The sequence below is a fragment of the Streptomyces sp. NPDC018263 genome, assembly GCF_055562575.1.
Window position 1 is genome coordinate 586819 of sequence record NZ_JBVHFA010000001.1, and the last position, 14976, is coordinate 601794.

At 69.1% G+C, this 14976-nt stretch carries 15 protein-coding genes; 7 read left to right on the top strand and 8 right to left on the bottom strand.

Going from position 1 to position 14976, the window contains the following annotated elements; genetic code table 11:
• Position 1: 1 nt before the first annotated feature.
• Positions 2-1201 carry a serpin family protein gene (locus ACZ3HQ_RS02680; RefSeq protein ID WP_467507335.1) on the top strand — a complete coding sequence of 400 codons (1200 nt, stop codon included), beginning with the start codon at positions 2-4 and terminating at the stop codon, positions 1199-1201.
• Positions 1201-1524 carry a hypothetical protein gene (locus tag ACZ3HQ_RS02685; protein WP_467507337.1) on the top strand — a complete coding sequence of 108 codons (324 nt, stop codon included), beginning with the start codon at positions 1201-1203 and terminating at the stop codon, positions 1522-1524. The genes ACZ3HQ_RS02680 and ACZ3HQ_RS02685 overlap by 1 nt, the downstream gene beginning before the upstream one ends.
• Here the strand turns inward: ACZ3HQ_RS02685 and ACZ3HQ_RS02690 are convergent.
• The 5 genes from ACZ3HQ_RS02690 to ychF all read right to left on the bottom strand — a co-directional run bounded on the left by ACZ3HQ_RS02690 (position 1515) and on the right by ychF (position 8195).
• A complete protein-coding gene (locus ACZ3HQ_RS02690; protein WP_467507338.1) occupies positions 1515-2741 on the bottom strand; it encodes a hypothetical protein in 1227 nt (408 codons plus the stop codon). The genes ACZ3HQ_RS02685 and ACZ3HQ_RS02690 overlap by 10 nt on opposite strands.
• Positions 2738-4390: a hypothetical protein gene (locus ACZ3HQ_RS02695; protein ID WP_467507340.1), complete on the bottom strand. Its 1653-nt coding sequence runs from the start codon at positions 4388-4390 to the stop codon at positions 2738-2740. The genes ACZ3HQ_RS02690 and ACZ3HQ_RS02695 overlap by 4 nt, the downstream gene beginning before the upstream one ends.
• 12 nt (positions 4391-4402) lie before the next feature.
• Entirely contained in the window at positions 4403-6478 is a 2076-nt protein-coding gene (locus tag ACZ3HQ_RS02700) for a hypothetical protein (RefSeq protein WP_467507342.1), read from the bottom strand.
• Positions 6479-6506: 28 nt separating this feature from the next.
• On the bottom strand, positions 6507-6833 hold the full coding sequence (locus tag ACZ3HQ_RS02705) for a hypothetical protein (RefSeq protein WP_467507343.1): 327 nt from the start codon (positions 6831-6833) through the stop codon (positions 6507-6509).
• A gap of 273 nt (positions 6834-7106) precedes the next feature.
• On the bottom strand, positions 7107-8195 hold the full coding sequence (gene ychF / locus ACZ3HQ_RS02710) for a redox-regulated ATPase YchF (protein ID WP_467507345.1): 1089 nt from the start codon (positions 8193-8195) through the stop codon (positions 7107-7109).
• A gap of 310 nt (positions 8196-8505) precedes the next feature.
• Here ychF and ACZ3HQ_RS02715 point away from each other — a divergent pair, with 310 nt between their 5' ends.
• Positions 8506-8970 carry a DUF6542 domain-containing protein gene (locus ACZ3HQ_RS02715; protein ID WP_467507347.1) on the top strand — a complete coding sequence of 155 codons (465 nt, stop codon included), beginning with the start codon at positions 8506-8508 and terminating at the stop codon, positions 8968-8970.
• Between the two features lie 170 nt (positions 8971-9140).
• Here ACZ3HQ_RS02715 and ppgK read toward each other — a convergent pair whose 3' ends face one another.
• Complete coding sequence (ppgK, locus tag ACZ3HQ_RS02720) at positions 9141-9902, bottom strand: polyphosphate--glucose phosphotransferase (RefSeq protein ID WP_467507349.1); 762 nt, start codon at positions 9900-9902, stop codon at positions 9141-9143.
• A gap of 29 nt (positions 9903-9931) precedes the next feature.
• Positions 9932-10948: a 4-hydroxy-3-methylbut-2-enyl diphosphate reductase gene (locus tag ACZ3HQ_RS02725; protein WP_467507351.1), complete on the bottom strand. Its 1017-nt coding sequence runs from the start codon at positions 10946-10948 to the stop codon at positions 9932-9934.
• Positions 10949-11038: 90 nt separating this feature from the next.
• Here ACZ3HQ_RS02725 and xseA point away from each other — a divergent pair, with 90 nt between their 5' ends.
• The 3 genes from xseA to ACZ3HQ_RS02740 all read left to right on the top strand — a co-directional run bounded on the left by xseA (position 11039) and on the right by ACZ3HQ_RS02740 (position 13197).
• Positions 11039-12259, top strand: coding sequence for an exodeoxyribonuclease VII large subunit (gene xseA, locus ACZ3HQ_RS02730; RefSeq protein ID WP_467507352.1), 1221 nt, complete (start codon positions 11039-11041; stop codon positions 12257-12259).
• A gap of 9 nt (positions 12260-12268) precedes the next feature.
• On the top strand, positions 12269-12493 hold the full coding sequence (locus tag ACZ3HQ_RS02735; protein ID WP_467507353.1) for an exodeoxyribonuclease VII small subunit: 225 nt from the start codon (positions 12269-12271) through the stop codon (positions 12491-12493).
• Between the two features lie 113 nt (positions 12494-12606).
• Entirely contained in the window at positions 12607-13197 is a 591-nt protein-coding gene (locus tag ACZ3HQ_RS02740; protein WP_399566498.1) for a malonic semialdehyde reductase, read from the top strand.
• A gap of 86 nt (positions 13198-13283) precedes the next feature.
• Here ACZ3HQ_RS02740 and ACZ3HQ_RS02745 read toward each other — a convergent pair whose 3' ends face one another.
• On the bottom strand, positions 13284-13808 hold the full coding sequence (locus tag ACZ3HQ_RS02745) for a DUF4245 domain-containing protein (protein WP_467507355.1): 525 nt from the start codon (positions 13806-13808) through the stop codon (positions 13284-13286).
• A gap of 123 nt (positions 13809-13931) precedes the next feature.
• On the opposite strand from ACZ3HQ_RS02745, the gene glpX reads away from it, so the two are divergent.
• Positions 13932-14963, top strand: coding sequence for a class II fructose-bisphosphatase (glpX, locus tag ACZ3HQ_RS02750; protein WP_467507356.1), 1032 nt, complete (start codon positions 13932-13934; stop codon positions 14961-14963).
• Positions 14964-14976: the final 13 nt, after the last annotated feature.

Here is a 14976-nt window from a genome sequence, read left to right on the forward strand (position 1 = left end):
AATGAGCGGCGCCGGCATACGGGCGGTCAACGCCCTCACCGCACGCTGGGCACGGACGGTCGCGGCCGACGAGGGGACGGTGTTCTCGGCGGCCGGGGTGTGGCCGCTGCTGGCCTTCCTGGCGGACGGCGCGGACGGCCGGACACGGGCGGAACTGTCGGAGGCACTGGGCGTCCCCGCCGACATGGCGGCTGCGGCCGCCCGTCAACTCCTCGCCGAAATGGCCTCGGTGACCGGCCTGGACGCCGCCCTCGGCCTCTGGACACAGCAGTCGCTACGACTCCGGGACGACTGGCGCGCGGGCCTGCCGGCCGGCACGTACGGCACGTTCGGGGACGACCTGATCACCGCGCAGGAACACCTCGACGCGTGGGCCGCCGAGCGCACCGGCGGCCTGGTCGAACGGATGCCGCTGAAGCTGACGCGCGACGCGCAGGTGGTCCTGGCGAGCGCGCTCTCCCTGCGGACGACGTGGCGCCAGCCCTTCACCGAGTTGCCGCTGCGCCCGGAGCACGGGCCGTGGCAGGGCCGTACGCTGCTCGGCCTGTTCCGCAGGTCGGTACGGCCGGACCGGGTGGGCGTGGCCGCGACCCCGGACGGCCATGTCACCGCCCTGACGGTCCCCGGAGACAACGGCATCGACATCCACCTCGTGCTCGGCGAGGAGGGCATGACACCGGGCCAGGTCATCACAGCCGGCGTGGGCCTGGTCGAGCGCACCCTCCCGTTCACCGAGGGCGGCCGCCTCCCCCTGGGCCACGTGGGCCCGGGCCTCCACGTCGGGCAACGCCCGTCCGCAAGCCCGGAACCGATCGCCCTGGACGTCCGCACAGTGGCCTACGAGGTCCGCGCCGACCACGACCTCCTGACCACCCCGGACCTTTTCGGCCTCCCGACCACCCCGCACGCCCACTTCCCCGGCATCTCGGAAGCCCCCCTGACGATAGGCGCGGCCCGCCAGTCGGCAGTGGCCCAGTTCAGCGCGAAGGGCTTCCGAGCAGGAGCGGTGACGGCGGTGACGGCAACCCCGGGCGGGGCCCCACTCCCCCCGACGCACACCACAACGGTCCTGACCCTCACCTACGACCGCCCCTTCGCCTTCCTCACCACCACCCGCTCCCCCCGCCTCCTCCTCACCACCGGCTGGGTGACAGCCCCCACCCCCTACCCGGCGATGCACCTCACCCCTGCGAGCACCTGATGACCAAGCGCCTGATTTCCCTGTACGCGGCGGTACTGGTGACCCTGAGCATCCTGGCCGCCGCCCCGGCGGACACGATCGCCCACCCCGCCATGACCGTGTGGACCCTGGCGGCCCTGCCGTCGTCGGTCCTGATGACCGTGGCCTGGATGGCCGCAAGCACCCTGTTCCCGCCCGGCGCCGAACCGGGCCCGGCACTCTCCACCCTTCTCACCCTGGGTTTCACCCTGACGGCAAGCGCCGTGAACATCGGGGCGTTGCTGCTGCTCAGGAAGGCATGCAGGAGGTGCCGCGTCCTGTCGGCACGGGCGTTTCACACATGACACCGCCCGCCGTCGAAGTAGAACGGCAGCCACTCTTCGAGGAAGGACGAGAAGGGAGCCGCGGCGGGGCACACGCGCATGTTGAAGCCTGAGAGCGTCACCATGCCCGCGGGAAGACCCTCCGCCCGGTCGAAGAGGGCGATCATCACCTCGTAGATGTGGCGCCGTCTCGCCGCGACGACGCCTGCCCGGACGGCCGCAGAGTCCAAGTCCTCCGCCTGAGCTCCTCGCCGGATGAGCTCCCCCGCGATGGCCGGCACGACGTTGTTGCAGAGAACCGTGATGAGCTTGGGATTCGGAGACAGTTCGGGTCGCCCCGAGGGGCCGTAACCCGACCGGTTGACGAAGACCTCGGTGAAAGGCAGCAGTGATCGCAGTGTTCCGAGCCGGTCCACCAGCGCTCCCACCGCCTTCAGTGATCCGGCCGTGAGATGCAGTTGCGCTGCCAGCAGCGCTTCTTGCAGGCGCGACATGGCGACCAGCTCCCGCGCCATGCGGTACTCCCGCGCCGTGAAGGGAAGCCGGCCGATCCTGTAGGACGCCGCAAGCTCTCGGGCTTCCGCCTCCGTCAGCACCACGTGCGGACCGTCGGCACGTGCGTCCAGGGGTCTTGGGTCCGTTCCGTCTCGGGGGACCGATGGCGTCACGACCGCCTCATGGAACTCTCGCAGCACGGCGGACGCGCGAACCGGCCCGTCCGGCTGCCCTCGACCGGCGTCCACGAGGAGGGACCAGTCCCGAGCAAGCATCCGCATCGCCTTGCGGCAGGCGTCTGCCGGGCCGGCACCCGTCCTGACGGCGATCGTGTCGATGCCGCGCAACAAATGGTCCGCCGGCGAGAGAGGCACCACCGCGTTCCGCGCTCGCGAGAAGGCGACCTCACCGCTTCGCCCCGCGTCGACGGTGAAGTACGCGTCCAAGGAGGAGTGATCAGCCGCGCCGAAACGGACCGCGATGTCCCGTGCCGGCGTGACCGCGCTCCAGTACTCGCTCCGCACCGGGCAGCGGCGAGGCCCGGGCGGCTCCGGTCGACCCTGCGGGGCAGCAGTACTCCAGTCCAGCCCCACGCTCATGAGCGAGCGCGCAAACCGGTCATTGGCACGGATCTGCTGCGGACGAGCGCCACGGAACCAAAGCTCCGATGACATCTTCATCGTTTGAATCTCTTCATTCACCGACCGCAGGTAGACATCGAGATTGCGGCGGTCCACCGTCATGAGACAGATTCCGTTGTCTCATCCACCAGAGCCATGTAGTTGCGCAGAAGCCGCCTAGTGATCACTTCACCCTCAGCCCCCAAGTCGAACCACTTCGCACACAAAGCAGAGCCGAGGGACGCGAACGCGGTAGCGGTGATCAGCGAATCCGTGTCCGCGTCATCCAGCCAGCCCGCGGTGACCGTGAGGTCGCCGATGAATGACGGCAAGGAATCGACGGCCAAGCCATCCGCCGATCCGTCGCCGCCGACTCCCGCCCCCGGCTTCGGCAGAAGCAGATGGAGGGCCGGAAGGAGGGAACGCAACTCGGCGATCGATTCCCCGGCTGACGTCGGAAGGGCCCACCTCACGTCGTTCACCGATCGCGCGCACGCTGTCTCGACAACCTCACGGATGGCTTCGGGCGACATCTCCCGGAGCCAGATACGCGCGCGCTTACGCCGCGTCTCCCGCATGTCGGCGAAGAAGGGCATATTGAGAGGACCTTGGAGGTCGTACTGCAGCCTCTGCACAAGCTGCTCGACAGAAGACCCCTGCCGAACGGCAGTGTGCTCCAAGCGTCTGGCACGCAGATTGTTGAGCGTGACGCCCGCGCATTGCCGTGCGTACCACGCTTCGAAAGCCGGCCCGGTGAGCATGTGCCGGCGCGGGTCCACGATCAGCCCCGACCCCTTGGACACTCGTTCAAGGGCTGCTTCGATGCCCGGCATCTCCTGACCGACAGCCGTGAGGAACTGCTCCCGCGAACCGCCTTCGGCAAGGAACTGCCGGAGCGGTGAGCGCCCGGCCTCCGTCGCACCAAGACACTCATCGCTGTCGTCGGTCCGATGGAACGAGGCCATCACCGCGCTACGGGCTGCCCCGGCCGAGGTTCGATACCGATGGTGCACCAGTCTGCTCGCCGCGAACATCGTGTGACACGGCCTTGCAAGGTCCGTCAGATGCACCACAAGGGGTACGGGCGTGTCAAGGAATCCGGCCTGCGCCAGAAGCACCTCGTCAACCCGTTCCCTGGAAGGGAAGATGCAAGCGTCTTCGTCACTCCAGACGCCCCCGTCCGACTCCACGAAACATTGCCGGAACAGCCGGTTCGTGTGCGGTAAGTAGGTCAGCCCCTGCCCCGAGGGCCCCCGCGCACTGCCCAGCGTCCATGTGACGACCACTTTGTACTCGTCCATGAAGGGGCTGTTGTCCAGGTGCAGAGTGTTGTCGCGCGCGACCACGTCGACGGGGTACGTGTCCTTGGCGCGCAGATCGACAATCTTCACCGGGCCGCCCAGCGCGTGGGCGATCAGCACGACCAGGAGCGGATGGGCGACCGTCTCCCATAATCCGGGGCTTTTAAGCAGTGGACCTGACGAGACGACATTCAGATAGCTGTGCAGCGAGCCACGACTGCCCTTGGCGCGCATCTCCGCATCGTAGGTCTGCCGGAATTCGTCGAACAGACCCTGCGGGAGCAAACCGGTCAGACTGACGGCACCCTCGGCCGCGAGCGCCCGGTGCAAGGTGTCGAAGGTCTCTCTTCCCACCAGGTCTTCGAGCGCTTCACGGAAGCGCCCGTCAGCGGCGGAGCGCGCCGACTGACGGTACGACTGCGGACTGGCCAGCCGATCCACCGGGACCAGGGGTGTGTGCCGCAGAGGCATGTCGTCGCCCTCTCACGCCAGCTCGTCCGTGGCGAACCGGTCGAGGTCTGTGAGGACGCGATGAACCTCGGCCACGGCGCTGTCGTTGCCCGCTCGGGTGTACGCGTCTTCGAGCTGCTCCAGAATCGCCCGCACCGACCGGGAGTTGCCGAGCGCGTCCTCCGCCCGCCACGCACGCTCCAGCCAGGTGCAGCCCTTCTCGAGGTCTCCGGACTTCACTCCGGCCGTCCCGAGAACCCTCAGTGCCAGCGCCCGGCCGTACGCGTTCGCCTGGTCCTCACACATCGCCAGGCTGCGGAGGCCGAGGTCTTCCGCCCAGGTGTAGCGGCCCAGTTCGATGAGGGCGCGGGCCGCGTCGTACAGTCCTCGCGCCTCTCGAACGGCGTTGTTGTTGCGTCGGGACTCTCGGGCCGCCCGCATCCCCCAGCGCAGGGCTTCGCGGAAGTTCCCCGCACGGAGGGAGAGTTCGGACATGGCGTGCTGCGTGGACGCTGTCTGGCTGGTGTCCCCCCGTGACGTCTCGATGTCGAGAGCCGCCAGAAGCTGCTCCTTCGCCGAGTCGAGCCGCCCGGCGTCGGCCAGTGCCCTGCCAAGTCCGCGCCGGCAGTGAGCCTCCATCGGACGGTCGCCGGCGATGGCGGCTTCGAGCGACCGCTCCTGTACGGCGAGCGTCTTGGACACGTCCTGCCGCCAGTAGAGATAGGTGTTCACGGACCAGGCGAAGCGGGTCACGAACTCGTAGTCGCGCATGGCTGCCGCTTCGTCCATCAGGCTGAGCATGGACGGTGTGATCACACTGAACCAGGCGAGTGCCTCGGGAAGCGTGAACCTGACCTGATGCGCGATCTGCTCCGTGACCTCGCCCAGAGCGATCGGGTGCCGGTTGGGGTCGATCACCCGGTCGGCCGCGAAACTGAGCGCAAGGTAGGTGGTGCGAATCCTGCGAGCGATATCGGCCTGTTCGGCCCGGTCGAGCACCTGGGCACGCGTCTCCGACAGATAGGCCCGGATGATGTCGTGCATGCGATAGTGCCCCAGGCTGGTCTCGTCGATCAGGGACGCGAGACTCAGCGCGCGCAGGGTCCGGTCACATCTCGACTCGCTCTGTTCGAGAACAAGGCGGAGCACGGTGGTGGACAGCTCGGTGGTGGGCAGCATCGAGGCCACGTACAGGACGTACTTGGTCTCGGCATCGAGGTCTTCGACGGACCACGACACCACCCGGCCGATCTCTATCCCCAGCTCGGCGTCGTCCAGGAAGCCCAGGGGGGTGTCGCCGGACTGGATGCCCGCGAGCGCGTCCTGGAGGTCCCAGGTCGTGTGGACCGCGAGCTTGGCGGCGACGATGGCGAGGGCCAGCGGGTGGCCCTCCAGCAGCTCGACGATCCTGGTCGCGCTCTGGTTGTCTTTGCCCACGCGGACAAATCCCACCCGTTCCGCCAGCAGTTCGATACCTTCTTCTACGCTGAGCAGTGGCAATTTGAGTACTCGCGCTTGGTGACGGATGATCATTTCAGGGATTGCTCGCCGACTGGTGACGATCAGGCTCGATCCCACTCCAGGGACAAGATCCTTGACATCGCCGTAGGACGACACGTTGTCGACTATGACGAGGCACTTCTTTCCCGAAGTCGCAGCACGGAACGCGTGTCCCCATCCGGCATCGTCGACGAGGTCGGAGCGGTCGGCGCCCAGCGCGGCGAGAAAAGTGCGCAGTGCGTCCCGCGACTCCACGCGTGGCGCATTCGAATACGCCTGCATGTCCACGAAGAACTGGCCGTCGGGATAATTCTCCAGACGAGAACCGGACCAGGCGAGCGCCAGTGTGGTCTTCCCCGATCCAGCCAGTCCCCATAACACGCAGCAGCGGGAACCAGAGGATTCCATGGCCTCGTCCATGGCCTTGAGGAGGTGGGACCGGCCGATGACGCGGCCGACGCCACCGGGAAGCATATGAGGAATTTCCGCACGGCTCACCGACGGCGAGCGCTGGACGTATATCGGCCCCGACGATCCCACCTGAAGGAGCTGATTCGCCGACAGCCGCTCCGCGATGTTGTGCGGAGCACCTTCCAGCTCGGGGTTCACGGAGCCCTGCCTCCAGCGTGAATCAGCGTCACATGGTGACGTCACCGACGTTTTGGGCCTGGATGAGCTTCTGCACGACACTGGATGTCACGGAATTGCTGGCACCGACCGAGGTGGTGGCCCTTTGCAGCCGATCCCTGAATTCGGGGTCCTGGTCCGCGTGTCTGAGCAACAGTTCCCGCAGTTCTTGCTCGTCCTGGGTCGAGAGATCGCCGCCCTCCGCCCGGTCGAGCAGCTCCATTTCCTGCGAGGAGTCCTGATTCCGGGAGAAATAACCACGGACAAGGTCGATGAGCGCGGCCCCGGACCCTTCAGCCATCCTCGCCAGTGCTGCGGTGACAATGTCCTCGATCACGCGGAACTCCCCCCACCGAGTGTGCGGACGTGACGAATGAGCAAGATCAGGAAATGAGACTCGTGACAGGCAAGAACATCGCGCTAAGGCTACCCCCCGACTTGACCGGGCGAACCGCAAGTCGCCGGAAAAAACGATTCCCCTCTCGACAAGCCTGCGATCAGGAGGTCGACCGGGCCGGGCGGGACGAACACTCCGCCCGGCCCACGCGAAAGGGCCCGACTCCACGGAATCGGACCCTTCTCACCTGCAAGCTCGCCGAAGCGGCCCCGGCTACACGTTGAAGCGGAACTCCACCACATCCCCGTCCCGCATCACATACTCCTTGCCCTCCATACGCGCCTTGCCCTTCGCGCGGGCCTCGGCCACGGAACCGGTCTCCACCAGGTCGTCGAAGGAGATGACCTCCGCCTTGATGAAGCCCTTCTGGAAGTCCGTGTGGATGACGCCGGCGGCCTCGGGGGCGGTGGCGCCCTTGGGGATGGTCCAGGCCCGGGATTCCTTGGGGCCGGCCGTGAGGTAGGTCTGGAGGCCGAGGGTGTTGAAGCCGACGCGGGCGAGGGTGGCGAGGCCGGGCTCCTCGGCGCCGACGGACTCCAGGAGCTCCATCGCGTCCTCCTCGTCCAGCTCCGCGAGGTCCGCCTCCAGCTTGGCGTTGAGGAAGATCGCCTCGGCCGGGGCCACCAGCGCGCGCTGGGCGTTCTTGAACTCCTCGTCGGTCAGCTCGTCCTCGTCCACGTTGAAGACGTAGAGGAAGGGCTTGGTCGTCAACAGGTGCAGGTCGTGCAGCAGTTCCGCGCGCTCCGAGCCCTGGAGGATGCCCTGGGAGGACAGGGTGTCGCCCCTCTCCAGGATCTCCTTCGCCTCCTCGATGGCCTTCACCTTCGGCGCGACGTCCTTCTTGATCCGGGACTCCTTCTGGAGCCGCGGCAGCACCTTCTCGATGGTCTGGAGGTCGGCGAGGATCAGCTCGGTGTTGATCGTCTCGATGTCGTCCTTCGGCGAGACCTTGCCGTCGACGTGCACGACGTTCTCGTCCTTGAAGGCGCGGATGACCTGGCAGATCGCGTCGGACTCGCGGATGTTCGCCAGGAACTTGTTGCCCAGGCCCTCACCCTCGGAGGCACCGCGCACGATGCCCGCGATGTCGACGAAGTCCACCGTCGCCGGGAGGATGCGCTCGGAGCCGAAGATCGACGCGAGCCGCGCCAGACGGCCGTCGGGGACGCCGACCACGCCGACGTTCGGCTCGATCGTGGCGAACGGGTAGTTGGCCGCCAGCACGTCGTTCTTGGTCAGGGCGTTGAACAGGGTCGACTTGCCGACATTGGGCAGGCCGACGATTCCGATCGTGAGCGACACGTTGCGACTTCCCGTAGAGGAGTGGGGCCAAAGGCTGCCAGGCCCCAGGGGACACCGGCCGATCCACCAGTTTACGGCGTCCGCGCGGGGCAATCAGCGGGAGCATCCCCCGTCCGGCCGGAGTGACCCCGCGGACATGTCTTCGGCGTGTCTGAAGGGCGATTCGGCACATAAACAGACCTAAGTTGGTCCAGTGGAGCAACACAGAACGCGACCTCCGAAAGACGGGCCGCGACGCGGCACACCCACGCCCGCGCACCTTCCGCCCCAGGCCCGGCGGCGTCCGGACGCCGCGCGCGGTCCGGCCGGGGTGCCCGTCGCGCCCCGCCGCGGCCACGAGGCCGTCCGTGGACCCGTCGCGGAGGCGGGCTCCGCGCCCACCGGCCGGCGCTTCCCGAACCCCCGGCTCACCGGGCTCGGCGGCGGCCTGTTCTGCGTGGCCGCGATGCTGCTGCTCGGCGGCCTGGACGCCCTGCTGTTCGGCTCGTCGCTGATCGCCTACGGCGTGCTGTTCCTGCCCGTGTGCGTGCTCACCGCGCTCTGGGTACGCCCCGGCGACCTGCTGACCGCCCCCGTCGCCCTGCCGATCGCCTTCGGCGCCGGACTCTTCCCCGTAGCCGACGGCAGCGCCGGCTTCCTCGGCTCCCTGATGGGCGTCTTCACCGGCCTCGCCACCCAGGCGGGCTGGCTGTACGGCGGGACGCTGATCGCCGGGGTGATGGTCCTCGTGCGCCGGGTGCGCTGGGTCCGCAGCAGACGACGCCGAGCCGCGTGAGTGCCGCCGCTGAACCGGTGTACGGGCCGAGGCCGGGCGGCTGATCGTGGAGGGGAACCTCGTCTCGGCCGTCCGGCTGGACGCCAGGCCCTCCGGTGACTTCACCTGCACGCTCGAACGCTGAGCGCGAAAGGGGCCCGACCGGCGGAACGCACCGGTCGGGCCCCTGACTACGACTGCTCCGCAGCCGCCCGCTGCTCCGCCCGCATCGCCGCGCCCACGATGCCCGCGTTGTTCTGGAGCTGGGCCGGGACGATCTCGGCCTTGATGCCCTTGATGTGCGGGAGGAACTTCTCGGCCTTGCGGCTCACTCCGCCGCCGATGATGAACAGCTCCGGCGAGAAGAGCATCTCCAGGTGCGCGAGGTACTTCTCGACCCGGCGCGCCCAGTGCTCCCAGGTGAGGTCGGCGTCCTCCTTGGCCTTGCTGGACGCCTTCTTCTCCGCGTCGTGGCCGTTCAGCTCGAGATGACCCAGCTCGGTGTTGGCGACCAGCACGCCGTCGGTGAAGACCGCGCTGCCGATGCCGGTGCCGAAGGTGAGCACGATGACCGTGCCCTTCCGCCCGCGCCCGGCGCCGAACCGCATCTCGGCGAGGCCGGCCGCGTCCGCGTCGTTGACCAGGGTGACGGGCAGCCCGCCCAGCTTCTCGCTGAACAGGGTGCGGGCGTCCGTACCGACCCAGCTCTTGTCGACGTTCGCCGCGGTGAGGATGGTCGCGCCGTCCTGGACCACTCCGGGGAAGGTCAGCCCGACCGGGCCGGTCCAGCCGAAGTGGTCGATCACTTCCTTGACGCCGTCGGCGACACCCTCGGGGGTCGCCGGATGCGGGGTGAGCACCTTGCAGCGCTCCTGGGCGAGATCGCCCTTGTCCAGGTCCACCGGGGCACCCTTGATGCCGGACCCGCCGATGTCCACGCCGAAGATCTGCATGGCCCCACGTTACGACGTACGACTGACGGTCACGCCCCGGGCGTACCGGTTCCGCCACGCTCGGCCGCCAGGGCGGCGGCCTCCTCGCGCAGGTCGCGGCGGAGTTCCTTGGGCAGCGAGAAGGTGATGGACTCCTCGGCCGCCTTCACCAGCTCCACGTCGCCGTAGCCGCGCTGGGCCAGCCACTCGAGGACCTCCTCGACCAGCACCTCGGGCACGGAGGCGCCGGAGGTGACGCCGACCGTGGTGACGCCCTCCAGCCAGGCTTCGTCGATCTCGCCGGCGAAGTCCACCAGGTACGCCTGGCGGGACCCGGCGAGCTTGGCGACCTCGACGAGCCGCACGGAGTTGGAGGAGTTGCGCGAGCCGACCACGATGACCAGCTCGGCCTCGGCGCCCATCTGCTTCACCGCGAGCTGACGGTTCTGCGTGGCGTAGCAGATGTCGTCGCTGGGCGGGGAGACGAGGCCGGGGAACTTCGCCTTCAGGGCGTCGACGGTCTCCATGGTCTCGTCCACGGACAGCGTGGTCTGGGAGAGCCAGACGATCTTGGACGGATCGCGGACCTCGACCTTGGCGACGTCCTCGGGGCCGTCGACGAGCTGGATGTGCTCGGGGGCCTCGCCGGAGGTGCCGATGACCTCCTCGTGGCCCTCGTGCCCGATCAGCAGGATGTCGTAGTCGTCCTTGGCGTAGCGGACGGCTTCCTTGTGGACCTTGGTGACCAGCGGGCAGGTGGCGTCGATGGTGGCGAGCCGGCCGCGCTTCGCCTCCTCGTGCACGGTCGGGGCGACGCCGTGCGCGGAGAACATCACGATCTCGCCCGGCGGCACCTCCTCCGTCTGCTCGACGAAGATCGCGCCCTTCTTCTCCAGGGTCTGCACGACGTACTTGTTGTGGACGATCTCGTGCCGGACGTAGATCGGGGCCCCGTACTGTTCGAGGGCCTTCTCGACGGCGATCACGGCGCGGTCCACACCGGCGCAGTAGCCACGGGGGGCGGCGAGCAGGACACGGCGGCCAGGCGAAGCGGTCATGCGTCCCATCGTAAGGCCGGGTGCCGGACCCCGTAGATCCCCCCAGGGGGGTGTCCCCGGCACACCCCCGTTGTCGGCGGCGGCCGTTACCCTCGCCGCATGGCTGTGAACACGTCGCCCGAGGCCCCGCTCCCGGTCAGGGAGGTCTCCCGGCTCATCGGACGCTGGATCGACCGGCTCGGCGCGGTGTGGGTGGAGGGGCAGATCACCCAGTTGTCGCGGCGTCCCGGCGCCGGGGTGGTGTTTCTGACGCTGCGCGACCCCTCGCACGACATCTCGGTGAGCGTCACCTGCTTCCGGCAGGTCTTCGACGCGGTCGCGGACGTGGTCGGCGAGGGCGCGCGGGTCGTGGTGCTCGCCAAGCCGGAGTGGTACGCCCCGCGCGGCCAGCTCTCGCTGCGCGCCGCCGAGATACGGCCGGTGGGCGTGGGCGAGCTGCTGGCGCGGCTGGAGCAGCTCAAGAAGTCGCTGGCGGCCGAGGGGCTGTTCGCGGCCGACCGCAAGAAGCCGCTGCCCTTCCTGCCGCAGCTCATCGGGCTGGTGTGCGGCCGGGCCTCGGCGGCGGAGCGCGACGTGCTGGAGAACGCCCGGCACCGCTGGCCCGCCGTCCGCTTCGAGGTGCGCAATGTGCCGGTGCAGGGGGTGCACGCGGTGCCGCAGGTGGTCCAGGCGGTCAAGGAGCTGGACGCGCGGGACGACGTGGACGTGATCGTGGTGGCCCGCGGCGGGGGCAGCGTGGAGGATCTGCTGCCGTTCTCCGACGAGGAGCTGATCCGGACGGTCGCCGGCTGCCGTACACCGGTGGTCTCGGCGATCGGGCACGAGCCGGACACCCCGCTGCTGGACCTGGTGGCCGACCTGCGCGCCTCCACCCCGACCGACGCGGCCAAGAAGGTCGTCCCGGACGTGGGCGAGGAGCTGGCGCGGGTACGGATGCTGCGCGACCGGGGCAGGCGCTGCGCGCACTCCCTGCTGGAGCGGGAGGAGCGGGGGCTGGCGCACGCGCTGGGCCGGCCGGTGATGGAGCGCCCGCACCGGATGCTGGACGAGCGGGAGGAGCAGGTGGAGGCGCTGCTGGGCCGGGCCCGGCGCACGCTGGGCCATCTGCTGGACCGGGCGGAGTCGGAGCTGACCCACACGCACGCGCGCGTGGTGGCCCTCTCCCCCGCGGCCACCCTCCGGCGCGGTTACGCGGTCCTGCAGAAGGAGGACGGCCATGTGGTCCGCGACCCGGCCGAGGTGACCGACGGCGAGCCGCTGCGGGCCCGGGTGGCGGCGGGCGAGTTCGCCGTACGGGTCGATGTCGGCGGCGATGAATAGGGTGGGCGGATGAGCAGCAAGGTGGACGAGTCGCTCTCGTACGAGCAGGCGCGGGACGAGTTGATCGAGGTCGTACGGCGACTGGAGGCGGGCGGTTCGACGCTGGAGGAGTCGCTCGCACTGTGGGAGCGCGGCGAGGAGCTGGCCAAGGTGTGCCGGCGCTGGCTGGAGGGGGCGCGGGAGCGGCTGGACGCGGCGCTCGCGGAGGAGGCGGAGGACGAAGAGGGCGAGTAGCGGGCCGGGGCTCGCCGGGAGGCTTTGTTAAAGCTTGAACTTCTTTGGCGTAGGGTCGGGTCCGTCATCAGGTCCCGCCCAGCGGACCGTACGCGCACCCCAGGAAGTCACAGATGTCTCTCGTTCTCGACCCGGCCGCCCAGGACCTGCTCTTCCGCGAGGCCCGCACCGCGAACTCCTTCACCGACGAGCCGGTGACCGACGAGCAGGTCCGGGCGATCTACGACCTGGTCAAGTACGGCCCCACCGCCTTCAACCAGACCCCGCTGCGGATCACCCTGGTCCGCTCCCCCGAGGCCCGCGAGCGCCTGGTGGCCCTGATGGCCGACGGCAACAAGCCCAAGACGGCCGCCGCCCCGCTGGTCGCGATCCTCTCCGCGGACAACGAGTTCCACGAGGAGCTGCCGGCCCTGTTCCCGGCGTTCCCGCAGGCCAAGGACGCCTTCTTCGCCGAGCGCCCGGTGCGTGAGCGCTCCGCCGCGCTGAACGCCGCGCTCCAGGCGGCCTACTTCGTCGTCGGTGTCCGCGCCGCCGGCCTGGCCGCGGGCCCGATGACCGGCTTCGATGCCGAGGGCGTCCGCAAGGAGTTCCTGGACGACGACCACACCCCGCTGATGATCGTCAACATCGGCCGCCCGGCCGCCGACGCCTCGCACCCGCGCGGCCCGCGCCTGTCGTACGACGACGTGATCACGACCGTCTGAGCAGCGCCCTTCCGCCGGTCCACGGCGGACGCGAAGGCCCCCGGAATGCGCTTCCGGGGGCCTTCGCGCATCGTGAGAGGGAGCCGCTACGCCATCTTGAGCGACGAGGCCATGGTGGTCAGGCGGTCGAAGGAGGCGGTACCGGAGACCACCGTGGTGGAGCCGGGGGTGTCCTCCAGGACGAGGGCGTCGTAGCGGCCGCCGGTGTACCGGGTCCAGGTGCGGCCGTCGATCTTCTCGGTCTTCTTGGTCGCCGAGGAGCCCTGGGTGGCCTGCTCGATGAAGTCGGAGCGCTTCTGGGTGGACTGCTCGACCTGCACGTACTGGCCCTCGGGGTCCTGGAAGCCGAGGTGCCAGCGGTCGGACTCGTCGCCGCGGAAGCGGACGGAGGTCGCCTTCCAGGTGTCCGGCAGCCCCTCGGGCGCCGCCACCGGGTAGCTCACGGCCCTGCGCGCCGTGGTCGTCTCGACCGTGTAGTCGACCCGCGGGAGGTCGGGCTTGTGGTCGTCGTGCGGGACGAAGACGTAGATGACCGCCGCCGCGATACCGATCAGGGCCAGGGAAAGGATCATGTCCCGGACCGTCTTCTGCTTGCCGTTCGAACCTGCCACGTCCCCTATGGTCTCAGGTGCCCTCCGCGCTCATCCGTGGGGCCCCCTGCTCATCTTGTAAGCCCGGCGATAGAGTCACCCCATACTCATCCGGCCGTCGTCGTATCAGAAAGGTGCGCTCCGATGACCGAGCATCATCTGCCGTCCGAACTCGATGTCCCCTCCGAGGCCCCCGACCGCAACCTCGCCCTGGAACTCGTGAGGGTCACCGAGGCCGCGGCCATGGCCGCGGGCCGCTGGGTCGGCCGCGGCGACAAGAACGGCGCCGACGGCGCCGCCGTGCGCGCCATGCGGACCCTCGTCTCCACCGTCTCGATGAACGGCGTCGTCGTCATCGGCGAGGGCGAGAAGGACGAGGCACCGATGCTCTTCAACGGGGAGCAGGTCGGCGACGGGACGGGACCCGAGGTCGACATCGCCGTCGACCCGATCGACGGGACCACCCTGACGGCGAAGGGCATGGCGAACGCGATCGCCGTGCTGGCCGCCGCCGAGCGGGGCGCCATGTTCGACCCGTCCGCCGTGTTCTACATGGACAAGCTGGTCACCGGGCCCGAGGCGGCCGACTTCGTGGACATCGACGCGCCCGTGTCGGTCAACATCCGCCGGGTCGCGAAGGCGAAGCGGCGCACCCCTGAGGACGTCACGGTCGTCATCCTGGACCGGCCCCGGCACGAGGGCGTGATCAAGGAGATCCGGGACACCGGCGCCCGGATCAAGCTGATCTCGGACGGCGATGTGGCGGGGTCCATCCTGGCGCTGCGCGAGGGCACCGGCATCGACATGCTGCTCGGCATCGGCGGCACCCCCGAGGGGATCATCTCGGCCTGCGCGGTGAAGTGCCTGGGCGGCACGATCCAGGGCAAGCTCTGGCCCAAGGACGACGAGGAGCGGGAGCGGGCGATCGCCGCCGGCCATGACCTGGACCGGGTGCTCACCACGGACGACCTGGTGAGCGGGGAGAACGTGTTCTTCGTGGCGACCGGGATCACCGACGGGGAGCTGATGCGGGGGGTGCGGTACCGGTCGGAGACCGCGACCACCGATTCCATCGTGATGCGGTCCAAGTCGGGGACCGTGCGCAAGATCGAGTCCGAGCACCGGCTCAGCAAGCTGCGGGCCTACAGCGCGATCGACTTCGACCGGGCGAAGTAGCGGTTCAGGGGGC